1 protein-coding gene is annotated in these 15,146 nt (G+C 62.1%); it reads left to right on the forward strand.

Going from position 1 to position 15,146, the window contains the following annotated elements:
• The first annotated feature begins 65 nt into the window (after window positions 1-65).
• Window positions 66-15,146, forward strand: a complete 15,081-nt coding sequence (locus EL272_RS04820; RefSeq protein WP_211097995.1) for an SDR family NAD(P)-dependent oxidoreductase — start codon at window positions 66-68, stop codon at window positions 15,144-15,146.

A 15,146-nucleotide genomic window follows, 5' to 3' on the forward strand; every position in this document is an offset into this window, starting at 1 on the left:
GGATCCGGTTGGACATCACTTCGCCCTGCGTATCGCTTACCGTGACCCCATCCAACCCGCCAGTCGTGGATGTGAAGCCGGCCTCGGGATCAGGCTCGGTTGAGTGGACGGTTCGGCTCCGCGACGCGGACGGCTCCGCCGGGTTGTCCGGCCTCGCCCGGCTATCCGAGGCGCCTACGGGCGACCTGACAGCAGTGCGCGAGACCTGCCTGACCGAGGTCGCGACCCTATCCGGGACTGAGGGGACGTGGAGCCGCGGCTCTGACCCGCAACCAACCCTGGTGCGGCTGAAGGGCTTGGACAGGGTGCCCCACATCGCGGGCGGAGCACTCCCAGCCTTGTTGCCGGGAACCGTTCGTAGCTTGGAGGCCTCGTCTGACTTCGCGCCTGCGGCGTGGGCAGTGTTGCGCGACGAGCAGTGCGAGCTGTATGCCGCTGACGGGAACCTCGTCGGCCGGCTGCTCGCTGAGCCGGCACCCACGCTCGTCCCCAGCCCCGGTCGCAAGGGCTTCATGTCTGGCTGGAGCGCCCTCGAGTGCCTCGAGTGGGAACTCGCCGACACCCTTGCCGAGCTGCAGCGAGTCCCGGTGGATCAGATTGAGATTGACGAGGAACTGCGTTCCTACGGGCTAGATTCCATCAGCCTCGTCGAGTTCTGCGGAGTGGCCGGGGAACGGCTTGGGATAAGCCTGTTGCCAGACGTGTGTTACAGCCACCCGACTCTGCAGCGCCTGGCTGCGCATCTGATGAGCAAAGATTCGGAGACCCTCGCCCGCCGGTATGAGGAGCAGACTCGTGTGCCCCAGACGGTGCCGACTTTCGCCGAGAATGCCTCGGCTCCCGAGGAGCCTTCGCCTCTGGCGTCGGAGAACCACGAGGCGCCGCACTCCTCCGACAACCAAGAGCCGGTTTATGTGGTGGGGATGGCTGGTCGGTTCCCTGGTGCTGGTGATGTGTTGGGGTTGTGGTCGGTGTTGTGTGGTGGTGAGTCGGTTGTGGGGGATGTGTCTGGGTTGCGGCCGGGTTGGGGTGATGGTCGGCGTCGGGTGATGGGGGCGTTGGACGGGATCGACGAGTTCGACGCCAGGTTCTTCAACATCTCCCCCCGAGAAGCGGAACTGATGGATCCGCGGCAGCGGTTGTTGTTGCAGGAGATGTGGCATGCGTTGGAGGACGCCGGACTCAGCTCGGCCGATCTGACCGACAAACGCATCGGCGTGTATGTCGGTGCCGAGGACAGCGGATACCTCTCCAGGTTGGAAGCGGATACACCAATCACGGCCAATCATTCGGGTGTGTTGGCGTCTCGGTTGAGTTATTTTTTGGATTTGCGTGGTCCGGTTTTGGCGATTAATACGGCGTGTTCGTCGGGTTTGGTTGCGTTGCATGAGGCGTGGTTGTCGTTGCGTGCTGGTGAGTGTGATGTGGCGGTGGTTGCTGGGGCGCATGTGATTACTCATCCTGGTGCGTTTGATGCGATGGCTGATGCGGGGATGTTGTCTGGGTCGGGTTGTTGTTCGGCGTTTGGTGCTGCGGCTGATGGGATGGTTCCTGGTGAGGCTGTGGCGGTTGTGGTGTTGCAGCGTGGTGGTGTTCCTGGTCGTAGTTATGGGTCGGTTGTTGCGTCGGGTGTGAATTATGATGGTCGGACTAATGGGATTACTGCGCCGTCTGGTTCTGCTCAGGTTGATTTGTTGTCTGGTGTTTATGGTGTTGGGGGTGTGGATCCGGGTTCGGTGTCTCATGTGATGGCGCATGGGACGGGGACTAGGTTGGGGGATCCGGTTGAGGTTAATGCGTTGGGTGTGGTGTTTGGTGGTGGTGTGCCGGTTGCGTTGTCGTCGGTGAAGTCGTGTTTGGGGCATACGCAGGCTGCGTCGGGTTTGGTGTCGTTGATTGCGGTGTTGTTGGAGATGCGGTTTGGGGTGTTGGTGCCGTCGTTGAATGTGGGGGAGTTGAATCCGTTTGTTGCGTGGGATGAGTTGGGTTTGGAGGTTGTTGATCGGTGTCGTGAGTGGGGTGATGTTGGTGGTGTGTTGCGTCGTGCTGGGGTTTCGAGTTTTGGGATTTCTGGGACGAATGCGCATGTGGTGGTTGAGGCACCCGCACCCGACGTTGCCGTAGGCACTCGTCCCGGCCCTCATCTGCTCGTCCTGAGTGCGGACACCCCCGAGGCGCTCGATCGTCAGGTCGAGGCATGGTCCCGCTGGGTTGCGGACCAGCCCAATGAATTGCTGCCCGATCTGGCTCACGTGAGCCGGACACTCACTGTGGGCCGGCAGCACCTACCGGAGCGTTGGGCAACGGTCGTCGAGTCGTGGGATGAAACCCGAGACGTACTCGCGGCGGCCTCGTCGGAAACACGTCTGCGGTCCGTGGCCCGTGGCTCGGTTACCCGCGACTTCCGGCCTCGGTCGACCATGGCTGGGCAGCTCGAGGACCTTGCGAGGCAACTGTGCCGCTCCGAGGCCGAGAACCCACGTGACTGCCTTGAGACCCTGGGCGAGGCCTTTTGCAACGGTTACACGAATGCGTTCTGTGCGCTGTGGGAAGGGACAAACCTCCCTGTCGTCACCTTGCCTGGCTACGTTTTCGAGCCCGGTCGGTACTGGGTTGAGCCGGCTGCAACCGTCGCCGAGAAGGCAACGAAACTCCACCCGCTCGTCCACGAAAACACATCCGACTTCTGGTCTCTGCGGTTCACCAGCCGCTTCTGTGGGGGCGAGAGCTTCCTACGCGATCACCGTATCGCAGGTCGTCCCACGCTGCCGGCGGCTGCCCAACTTGCCATGGTGGAGTGCGCCATGCGGCTGGCCAACCCTGAATTTGGAACTGATTCGACTGTGGTCCTCCAGGACTTCGGGTTCATCCGTCCGGTGGTCGTTGAGACGCCTTCTGAGCTAAGCATCCGCCTACGTCCGGTCGGCGACGGCGCTGATGTCTCGATCGTCTCCCCGGCCGAGCCAGATATTGTTCACTCGTCCGGACACGCCAGAGTCCTGCCGGGGACAACGTCCAAGCGGCTCGACCTTGCAGCGTTGCGTGCCACCTACACCCACGTCGTCGATGTGGACGATATGTACGCGCAGTTCGAGCGCATGGGTCTGTCCTACGGGCCTGCCCACCGCGCGGTCTCCAGCATCGCGGTGGGCGAAGACGGAGCGCTGGTGGAACTCGTCGCGTCGACAGCCGAAGAGTTTGGAGACACCATCCACCCCGGTCTGTTGGACGGAGCGTTCCAGGCCGTACTGAGCGTCGCGAACGTGAACGACGAGACGCGTTGGCTTCCCATGGCGGTCGACAAGGTGTGCGCACACTGTGCCATTCCCGAACGAGCAGTGGCCATCGTGCGTCCCCGCGGTGGTAATGCGGCGATGTGGCGTCGCTTCGACATCGACATTGCCGACGAAACGGGACGTGTGTGCGTGGAGATCGTCGGCCTTACCTCTAGCGAGTCCCAGGAGGACAATCAGGCCTCGGCCCGCATGTTCCTCGCGGCTCATAGATGGGAGCCGACCGCAGCGGCGCCTGTGGCGTCGGCCAAGCGGCGTACCCTAACGCTTCTCGCAGGGCGCCTCGCCACGCGTCCGGTCCCGGGGAACGAGCCGCTGGCAGGGGGCGACTTCCGGTCCGCCGCCGACGCCCTTCTAACCCGACTACAGCAGGAACTTCGTGGGCTGCGTGAACCTCTCTCATTGACCCTGGTCACGCACAGCGATGACCACCTATCAGGACTCAGCGGCATGCTCCGCACCGGTGCCTTGGAACAGCCCCTCCTCAGGCCCCGGCTCATCGAGGTGGATGAAGTGGCGGTTGAGGAACTGGACCGGCTCCTGGATGCCGAGCGATCGTCTAGCGAACCCCATGTCCGCTATGCCGATGGCACCCGCCTCGTCCCGGTCTGGGAAGAGTATGTTCCTAACGAGACCCCCAACTGGCACCCCGGGACGTATCTCGTGACCGGCGGTATGGGTGGTCTCGGACGCCTCATCGCTGCGGATGTGCTGCGATCGCCTGGAACCTGTGTCGTCGCCCTCGGGCGTGCGGCACGTGATGCTCGGATCGACGGCATTCTCGACGAACTCGCTGAACCCGGGCGGGGTCACTACCGGTCAGTGGACGTCACGGATCTATCGGCGGTTAAGGCTGTCGTCGAAGAGTTTTCGGAGGACCTGACGGGTGTGATCCACGCGGCCGGCGTCATCTCCGATGACTACCTGCTCCGCAAGGATCCCGCAGACCTTGCCCGGGTCCTTGATCCCAAGACCGTTGGCGCTATCAACCTCGACCTCGCCACTGCCGACGTTTCCCTCCGCTACTTCGTTTGCTTCGGATCCGTCTCGGGCGTGCGCGGCAACGTGGGACAGGGTGACTACGCCGCCGCGAACGCGTTTCTCGACGAGTTCTCCAACGTCCGTGCCGCGCAGGTTAGTGCTGGACTGCGTAACGGCCACTCGCTCACCGTCGACTGGTCGATCTGGGCCGACGGAGGCATGCGGATTGCCGACAAACAGCTGGACTCCATGGCTGCTACCTGGGGCTGGGCGCCCATCCCGAGCGGGTCGGGACTCCAAGCCTTACGGGCGGCCGTCGCCGCGCCGAGCGCCCAGATACTCGCGTTTGCCGTTCGCCCGGGCACCACTTTCTCAGACGCCATGGCAGCCGTGCGATCGGAGTCTCCCGCCGAGACCACAGAGCTACCGAGGGAAACCAAGAACACAGCGGAACAGGTGATGCCACACCTTCAGGAAGTCATCGTCGAGGTGCTGAAAACGCCGGTGGAGTGGCTCGACCCGGCCGCCCCTCTCGAGCGGCTCGGTATGGACTCCATCTCCATCCTGAAGATCACTGAACTCCTCGAACAGCGCTACGGGACGTTGCCCAAGACAATGTTCTTCGAGTACACAACGCTGGGCGAAGTGGCGTCCCACCTGGCCACCCTCCAGCCCACCGCCGCGCCATTAGCCCCCGCCGCCCATCCTCAGCCGGCTCAGGAGCCAGATCCCTGGACGGTCCCGGAAAGACGCGACCATGAGATCGCACCAACTACGCCAGCGACAGGCGCCTACGACATCGCCATCATCGGTCTCGCCGGACGCTACCCGGGAGCCCGGGACGTGGACGAGTTCTGGCGCAACCTCGCTGCCGGACGTGACTCGGTAGGTGAGGTACCGACGACGCGCTGGTCCCCGGAGACCTACGCCTGGGACCCCGAGGGTAACGGCTCCTATATGCGTTGGGGAGGATTCCTGGACGAGGTCGAGGCTTTCGACCCCCTGTTCTTTAACATCTCGCCGCGGGAGGCGGCCACCATGGATCCGCAGGAGCGTCAGTTCCTGCAGTGCGCCTACCATGCCATCCAGGACGCGGGTTACGTTCCGGAGGAGCTCGACTCGGCTCAAGGCCGTGCCACCGGTGTGTACGTCGGGGTTACCTGGAACGAGTACCAGCTCCACGCTGCCCAAGAGCAGGCGCGAGGCAACCCCGTTTCGGTCAATGGGAATCTCGCCTCTGTCGCCAACCGGGTGTCGTACCACCTGAACCTGGGCGGTCCATCCATGGCTGTCGACACCCTCTGCTCCTCGTCGCTGACGGCCATCGAACTGGCCTGCACTGCGCTACGGACCGGCAGCATTGACGTCGCCGTCGCGGGCGGGGTCAACCTGTCGCTACACCCGGCCAAGTACCTGGCCCTCTCGTCCACGAAGTTCGGGTCGACCAAGGGCCGCTGCGAGTCCTTTGGGGCCGGGGGCGATGGCTACGTGCCCGGTGAGGGTGTAGGCGCCGTCATCCTCAAACCTCTCGCCAAAGCGCTGGCCGATGGCGATGCCATCCGCGGTGTCATCAAGTCCGTGGCCATCAATCATGGTGGCCGGACCAACGGCTACACCGTCCCCAGCCCCGTCGCCCAGTCCGAGGCCATTTTGACGGCGGTAGAGCGAGCCGAGATCGATCCCAGGGCCGTCGGATACATCGAGGCCCACGGCACTGGCACCCGCCTAGGCGACCCTGTCGAGGTTCGTGGCCTCATCCGAGCCTTCCCGGATGCACCGAAGGGATCTATCGCCCTGGGCTCCGTCAAGTCCAACATTGGACACTGCGAGGCTGCTGCCGGGATCGCTGGACTAACCAAGGTGCTCCTCCAGCTTCAGCACCGGACGCTGGTTCCTTCCCTACACAGCGAACCCACCAACCCGCTCATCAACTTCGACGAGACCCCGTTTGCCGTCCAGCGTGAACTGACGCCGTGGTCTTCCACCGAGTCTGGCTCGCGCGTCGCCGGTCTGTCGTCCTTCGGGGCGGGCGGATCGAACGCTCATCTCATCATCCAGGAGTTCACCATGTCACCACGTACCTCGACTTCTCACGCCGCGACTGCCGTTCTGCTGTCCGCACGGAGCAGCGAACAGCTTCTAGCCTCGGCCGACGCGCTGCTTGGCAAGACAAGCGACCTTGGCGATGAGGATCTACCACGGGTGTCCTTCACCCTTCAGACCGGTCGCGAGCACTTCAATCACCGCCTGTGTATCCGAGCGGCATCAATGGAGGACCTTCGTGAGGGGCTAAGAGGATTCCTGGCTGACCCCGACAGCGACGAGAACCTGCGCGCCACGCTGCCCCGGCACCACAAGCCGGCGCTCACCGGGGTGCCGGGCGACATCGATTCGCTGGTCGCTGCATGGCTCGACGGTGCTTTAGTTGATTGGCGCTCCGAGTATCAGGATGGCTACCCGAGTCGTATCTCCCTGCCGGGATATCCCTTCGCGCGCGAGCCTTACTGGATGTTCGACCTGCCGCGATTCGGGACCGAGCCTTCCCCCGAACCCACGCCCGCCCAGAATCCGGAGATAGAGCTTGAACCCAGCCAGGCGCTCACCGAGCAGCAGCCCTCCGTAGCACCCGCCGAGGACCTGGACACGGTCGTTGATGTTGTGGATCGTGGGGTTGGTTTGGGTTGGCGTGAGGTGATGTCTGGTTGGTCGTTGGGGCGGTGTGTTGAGTTTGAGTTGGTGGGTGCTGTTGCTGATGTGTTGATGATTCCTGTTGAGCGTCAGGATGTTGATGATTCGTTCTTGGATGTGGGGTTTGATTCGATCACGTTGGTGGAGTTTGCTGGGGTTTTGCGGGAGCGGTTTGGGGTTGAGTTGACTCCGGATTTGTTTTATGCGTATCCGTCGTGTCGGTTGTTGGCTGGGTATTTGGTTGAGCGTTTTGGTGACCATTTTGCTGAGTGGTATCGGGGTCCTGTGGAGGGGTGTGTGGTTCCGGTTGGTGATGTGGTGGAGCGTGAGGCTGTGTCGGTGCCGGTGGTGTCAGGTGGCCGGTTTGTTGGTGGTGTTGGTGTTGATGAGCCGGTTTATGTGGTGGGGATGGCTGGTCGGTTCCCTGGTGCTGGTGATGTGTTGGGGTTGTGGTCGGTGTTGTGTGGTGGTGAGTCGGTTGTGGGGGATGTGTCTGGGTTGCGGCCGGGTTGGGGTGATGGTCGGCGTCGGGTGATGGGGGCGTTGGATGGGGTTGCTGAGTTTGATGCGCGGTTCTTTGAGGTTTCTCCGCGGGATGCGGTGAGTATGGATCCGCGGCAGCGGTTGTTGTTGCAGGAGATGTGGCATGCGTTGGAGGATGCCGGTTTGGGTAAGGATGAGTTGGCTGCGCGTCGTGTGGGTGTGTTTGTTGGTGTTGAGGATGGTGACTATCAGCATTTGCCGAATCCTGATCGTGGTTTGGTGTCGAATCATTCGGGTGTGTTGGCGTCTCGGTTGAGTTATTTTTTGGATTTGCGTGGTCCGGTTTTGGCGATTAATACGGCGTGTTCGTCGGGTTTGGTTGCGTTGCATGAGGCGTGGTTGTCGTTGCGTGCTGGTGAGTGTGATGTGGCGGTGGTTGCTGGGGCGCATGTGATTACTCATCCTGGTGCGTTTGATGCGATGGCTGATGCGGGGATGTTGTCTGGGTCGGGTTGTTGTTCGGCGTTTGGTGCTGCGGCTGATGGGATGGTTCCTGGTGAGGCTGTGGCGGTTGTGGTGTTGCAGCGTGGTGGTGTTCCTGGTTGTAGTTATGGGTCGGTTGTTGCGTCGGGTGTGAATTATGATGGTCGGACTAATGGGATTACTGCGCCGTCTGGTTCTGCTCAGGTTGATTTGTTGTCTGGTGTTTATGGTGTTGGGGGTGTGGATCCGGGTTCGGTGTCTCATGTGATGGCGCATGGGACGGGGACTAGGTTGGGGGATCCGGTTGAGGTTAATGCGTTGGGTGTGGTGTTTGGTGGTGGTGTGCCGGTTGCGTTGTCGTCGGTGAAGTCGTGTTTGGGGCATACGCAGGCTGCGTCGGGTTTGGTGTCGTTGATTGCGGTGTTGTTGGAGATGCGGTTTGGGGTGTTGGTGCCGTCGTTGAATGTGGGGGAGTTGAATCCGTTTGTTGCGTGGGATGAGTTGGGTTTGGAGGTTGTTGATCGGTGTCGTGAGTGGGGTGATGTTGGTGGTGTGTTGCGTCGTGCTGGGGTTTCGAGTTTTGGGATTTCTGGGACGAATGCGCATGTGGTGGTTGAGGCACCCGCACCCGATGGTCGGGTGGTTGTGGATCGTGAGGCCACGTTGTTGGTGGTCTCGGCCAAGACCTCGGAGGCGCTTCAGGAGCGTTTGGAACAGCTTGCACAGTGGTTTGATGATCACGACCAGCCTGGGGAGCTAACCGCTGCTAGTAACACTTTGCTGATCGGGCGTCATCATTTTGCGTACCGGTGCGCGATCACGGCTCGAAATGCGGAAGATGCTGCGCGGCTGCTGCGTGCGGCTGTCCGTGGGGATGATGATCCCCAGATCAGTCGTGGGACGGTTGCTAAAGGATTTGTTCCTAGGCCGGCTATCGCTGCTGCGGTTGAAGAACTCGCTCGGAACCATCGTGACTCGGGTAACAATCTTCAGGAGATCACCGAGGCTCTGGCCGACTATTACTGCCAGGGATACCACCCCGATCCCCGGAATCTCTACCCGAACACCCCGGTCACCAGCCTGCCCGGCTACCCCTTCGAGAAACAAGAACACTGGCTCCCCAACCTCGGAACCGTCGTTCGGCTGCAGGATGGACTCACAGGGGTTGGTGCTCTGGTGCGCGAGAACCGCTCCGACCTGGAGGCTCAGCGTTTCGCCACGCGCTTCAGCGGTAACGAGGATTGGATCGACGCGGGGTCCTTGTCTCAAGGGGCCGAGATCGCCCTCGTCTGGGAGTCCTTGATGCTGAGCCTCCCAGCGGGTGCACGAGGCGGTATCCGCCTCGAGGACCTCGGGAGGCAGGGTGTTCTGTCCGTCAAGGATGAGGTTCTAGTCGAGTTGCGACCGGTGAGCGGGAATCGCATCGCATGGTCCCTCGTGACGGCCGGCGAACCGAGGGTCTGGGGTCAGGCCATAACGGGCGTGACGTCGGAGGTCGCGCACAACCTGCCGGAGCAACTGGAACGCCTAGAGCTTCCGGTTGCCATTGAGGCACGCACCGACGGGGGTAACTGGCTGGTGCTGGATCGTCACACCGAGGCGCGAGGGGAACTGGACGCCTCCGGGCTTGCGGCCGATCTGACCCTCATGGAGCGAGCCATTGCAGCCTGGCTTCCTGACGAGCAGCTCGGACTCGGGGCAGCGTGGGTTGGCGACTCTCCGGAAACCTTCCGACAGGCCGTAGTGCACCGCGAGGCAGCGGGCGTGACGGTCACCGCACTCAATGCTGCCGGCGTCGTTGTGTGGAGCCTTTCTCTGATCGGTGTGGTACCGCAGACTCTGCCGGCGGTCGTTGATGTTGTGGATCGTGGGGTTGGTTTGGGTTGGCGTGAGGTGATGTCTGGTTGGTCGTTGGGGCGGTGTGTTGAGTTTGAGTTGGTGGGTGCTGTTGCTGATGTGTTGATGATTCCTGTTGAGCGTCAGGATGTTGATGATTCGTTCTTGGATGTGGGGTTTGATTCGATCACGTTGGTGGAGTTTGCTGGGGTTTTGCGGGAGCGGTTTGGGGTTGAGTTGACTCCGGATTTGTTTTATGCGTATCCGTCGTGTCGGTTGTTGGCTGGGTATTTGGTTGAGCGTTTTGGTGACCATTTTGCTGAGTGGTATCGGGGTCCTGTGGAGGGGTGTGTGGTTCCGGTTGGTGATGTGGTGGAGCGTGAGGCTGTGTCGGTGCCGGTGGTGTCAGGTGGCCGGTTTGTTGGTGGTGTTGGTGTTGATGAGCCGGTTTATGTGGTGGGGATGGCTGGTCGGTTCCCTGGTGCTGGTGATGTGTTGGGGTTGTGGTCGGTGTTGTGTGGTGGTGAGTCGGTTGTGGGGGATGTGTCTGGGTTGCGGCCGGGTTGGGGTGATGGTCGGCGTCGGGTGATGGGGGCGTTGGATGGGGTTGCTGAGTTTGATGCGCGGTTCTTTGAGGTTTCTCCGCGGGATGCGGTGAGTATGGATCCGCGGCAGCGGTTGTTGTTGCAGGAGATGTGGCATGCGTTGGAGGATGCCGGTTTGGGTAAGGATGAGTTGGCTGCGCGTCGTGTGGGTGTGTTTGTTGGTGTTGAGGATGGTGACTATCAGCATTTGCCGAATCCTGATCGTGGTTTGGTGTCGAATCATTCGGGTGTGTTGGCGTCTCGGTTGAGTTATTTTTTGGATTTGCGTGGTCCGGTTTTGGCGATTAATACGGCGTGTTCGTCGGGTTTGGTTGCGTTGCATGAGGCGTGGTTGTCGTTGCGTGCTGGTGAGTGTGATGTGGCGGTGGTTGCTGGGGCGCATGTGATTACTCATCCTGGTGCGTTTGATGCGATGGCTGATGCGGGGATGTTGTCTGGGTCGGGTTGTTGTTCGGCGTTTGGTGCTGCGGCTGATGGGATGGTTCCTGGTGAGGCTGTGGCGGTTGTGGTGTTGCAGCGTGGTGGTGTTCCTGGTTGTAGTTATGGGTCGGTTGTTGCGTCGGGTGTGAATTATGATGGTCGGACTAATGGGATTACTGCGCCGTCTGGTTCTGCTCAGGTTGATTTGTTGTCTGGTGTTTATGGTGTTGGGGGTGTGGATCCGGGTTCGGTGTCTCATGTGATGGCGCATGGGACGGGGACTAGGTTGGGGGATCCGGTTGAGGTTAATGCGTTGGGTGTGGTGTTTGGTGGTGGTGTGCCGGTTGCGTTGTCGTCGGTGAAGTCGTGTTTGGGGCATACGCAGGCTGCGTCGGGTTTGGTGTCGTTGATTGCGGTGTTGTTGGAGATGCGGTTTGGGGTGTTGGTGCCGTCGTTGAATGTGGGGGAGTTGAATCCGTTTGTTGCGTGGGATGAGTTGGGTTTGGAGGTTGTTGATCGGTGTCGTGAGTGGGGTGATGTTGGTGGTGTGTTGCGTCGTGCTGGGGTTTCGAGTTTTGGGATTTCTGGGACGAATGCGCATGTGGTGGTTGAGGCACCCGCACCCGATGGTCGGGTGGTTGTGGATCGTGAGGCCACGTTGTTGGTGGTCTCGGCCAAGACCTCGGAGGCGCTTCAGGAGCGTTTGGAACAGCTTGCACAGTGGTTTGATGATCACGACCAGCCTGGGGAGCTAACCGCTGCTAGTAACACTTTGCTGATCGGGCGTCATCATTTTGCGTACCGGTGCGCGATCACGGCTCGAAATGCGGAAGATGCTGCGCGGCTGCTGCGTGCGGCTGTCCGTGGGGATGATGATCCCCAGATCAGTCGTGGGACGGTTGCTAAAGGATTTGTTCCTAGGCCGGCTATCGCTGCTGCGGTTGAAGAACTCGCTCGGAACCATCGTGACTCGGGTAACAATCTTCAGGAGATCACCGAGGCTCTGGCCGACTATTACTGCCAGGGATACCACCCCGATCCCCGGAATCTCTACCCGAACACCCCGGTCACCAGCCTGCCCGGCTACCCCTTCGAGAAACAAGAACACTGGCTCCCCAACCTCGGAACCGTACTGGCTGAGTTGCCAACGCACCTCGCTGACGCTGCACCGGAGGAGCCAGCAGCCGAGCCGGATCCGGTCGAGCCGTCGCCGCCGGGCGGATCGGGCTGGAGCCCCACGCTCGTGGGCCTGACTCTGCCCGAGTGTACTTCGGTTGCCATTGCAGAGGCGATTGAGCAGGTCTCGCGGCTGCCGATCGAGCATCAACACCCCGAGGAAAGCTTCGATGAATGCGGATTCGACTCGATCACGCTGGTGGAACTCGCCGGTGTGCTGCAGGAGCGTTTGGGGCTGGAGCTAACTCCCGATGTCCTGTACAGCCACTCGACCAATCGGCGGTTGGCGGACCACCTGGTCGCCGAACACGGAGATCACTTGACTGCTTGGTTCCAGGTTTCAAACGCACCCGCTGCCGTTCACATCGAGCCGTCCCCGTCCCCAGCCAACCTAGTAGACACGTCCCGGAAGGCTTCTGGCCCGGAGGACATGCCCGCGATCGTTGGACTGGCTGGCCGCTTCCCCGGCGCTCGCACGGTTGAGGAGCTGTGGGAGGTGCTTGCCCAGGGACACAGCCTGATTGGGTCGACCCCGAGCGATCGCCAGTGGGACCAGGACCGTCAGCGCTGGTTCGGCGCTCTCGACGGTTTGGCCGAGTTCGATGCCCCGTTCTTCGAGATCTCGCCGCGTGAGGCGACGTCGATGGATCCTCGCCAGCGACTGCTTCTTCAAGAGATCTGGCGCGGGCTTGAGGATGCGGCCGTCGGACCGCAGGAGATCGCCGAGCGACGAATCGGCGTCTTCGTAGGAGCCGAGGCAGGGGACTATTCTCTCGTCGTCGGTAGCAACGCCCCGATCACGTCCAACACCAACTCGGTACTGGCCGCGCGCATGGGGTATTTCCTGAATCTCACCGGACCGCACATCGCAGTTGACACCTCCTGTTCCTCTGGCCTGGTCGCCTTCCATCAGGCGTGCAACTCGTTGCGTGTCGGGGACTGTGACATCGCGGTGGTAGCGGGCGTGAACCTATTCGCCACCCCCACCTTCATCGATGCCATGAATGGGGCGGGCATGCTCTCACCGTCCGGGATGTGCCGAGCCTTCGACCTTCGGGCTGACGGAATGGTGCCCGGCGAGGCCATCAGCGTCGTTGTCCTGCAGCGCGAGTCCGAGGCCCGCCGGGACGGGCGTCGGCCGCTGGCGCGCGTGCTCGCCAGCGCGGTCAACGGCGACGGCCGAACCAACGGCATCACCGCGCCTTCAGGTGAGGCACAAGAGAAGCTGATCCGCGATGCTCTGGACCGGAGCGGGATCGACCCGGCCGACATCGACCATGTAGTGACCCACGGCACTGGCACGCGGCTGGGCGATCCGGTGGAGGTCAACGCACTCGCTGCCGCGTACGCGAGCCCGAGCCGGGAACACCCCTGCTTGCTGACGTCGACCAAGCCCAATCTGGGGCACTCCCAGGCCGCCTCAGGTCTCGTGGGCATCACCGCGCTGGTGCTAGCGATGGAACAAGAGAACGTTCCTCCGAGCCTGGGCTGCGAACAGCCGAGCGACTACATCCACTGGGACTCCAGCCCGCTGCGGGTCAACCAGTCCCTCACCCCGTGGCCGTCTGCCGGGGCAAGGCGCTGCGGAGCCGTGAGTGCCTTCGGGTTTAGCGGTACCAACGCCCACGTCATCCTCGAGGCTGGTCCCACCCGGTCGCAGTGGGAAGGCGAAGGGAGCGTCTCCGATTCTGTCGGACAACTGTTGCTCGTCTCAGCCAAGACCGAGGACGAGCTCGAGCAGAGGCTGCGGGACCTGGGAAACTGGCTCGAGCTACAGTCAGAAAGCCCAGCCCTTCTTGCCAACCTGGCCAGGACCCTCGGCGTCGGACGTCATCACTTCGTCCATCGCTGCGCGATCGTGGCGACGGGGGTGCAGGCTGCAAAGGACGAGTTGAAGAAGGCAGCCTCCCGCGGGAGCTCCATGCACATCAGGCGCGGCACCGTCGCCCGGGACCATGAGACCAATCCGGTGGTGCTCGAACTGGTGGAGACCCAAGCGGTCACGGCTGCGGACCCCGATGCCCCCGCAATGGAACAGCTCAAGGCACTACGCACCCTCGCCGAGTTCTACTGCCAGGGCTACGAGATCCCAGCGACAGCGACTGGTGCCGCATTGTTGCACCTGCCCACCTATCCGTTTGCCCGGACGCAGTTCTGGGCTGGCCGTACCGATGCTCGGTGGACGACCAAGACCAAGAAGGCGCCCGTCGAGACGATGACTGTTTCACACGCGGAACGCGAGCCCGCGGCGTCGATCGAGGTAGCGCCCGAGGAGACCCATCCGATCGGGCTGCGCCCCGCTACGGAGATGGCGATGGAGATGCACCGGCCATTGCCCGCTACGGCCAGGCCGACCAACATCTCCCTGCGGGCTCTCGGCGCCGAGGTCGACGACGAGACCCCGCCACCGCACCCGGAGCAGAACTGCGAGTCCACGCAGGACTTGGTGAACGAGCTGGCCGAGCTGTTGGCTGCTGAGCTGTTCGTTGGGGTGGAGGAAATCGACCCGGACCGCAGTTTCGTGGAGTTGGGGCTGGATTCGATTTTGGCGGTCGAGTGGGTTCAGGCGGTGAACCGTCGTTTCGGACTGTCGGTGTCTGCGACTCGCATCTACGAGTTCCCGACCCTGAGGCAGTTCGCCGCCATGGTTGTCCCTCAGCTTGACCGGGAGCAGCCGGCCTCCGCAACGCTGCCGCTCAACTCCGGTGTCTGCCACCCCGCCCAGCATGAAGACGCAGTGGAACTTGACTCTCTCATTGCGGACCTGGCTGAGCTGTTGGCTGCTGAGCTGTTCGTTGGGGTGGAGGATATCGACCCGGACCGCAGTTTCGTGGAGTTGGGGCTGGACTCGATTTTGGCGGTCGAGTGGGTTCAGGCGGTGAACCGTCGTTTCAGACTGTCGGTGTCTGCGACTCGCATCTACGAGTTCCCGACCCTGAGGCAGTTCGCCGCCCTCGTGGCCTCCGACGTACAGGTGTCCCCCCGAAGCGAGGCCGCCCTGCCCGAATCCCGCCGGTACGGTTTCCCCCTCGATTCCAACCCCGTTTCCCCTCTGAGTGCCGCGAGCGACAGCGGCCTTGACATCGATGACGATCTGGATTCTCTGCTCCAGGCGATCTACCAGGGCTCGGCGGATGAGTCAGCGGCCGACGACCTGATCGAGCTCTTCAGGAAGGCATGA

This window comes from Arachnia propionica, from assembly GCF_900637725.1.
GTDB classification, from domain to species: Bacteria; Actinomycetota; Actinomycetes; order Propionibacteriales; family Propionibacteriaceae; genus Arachnia; species Arachnia propionica.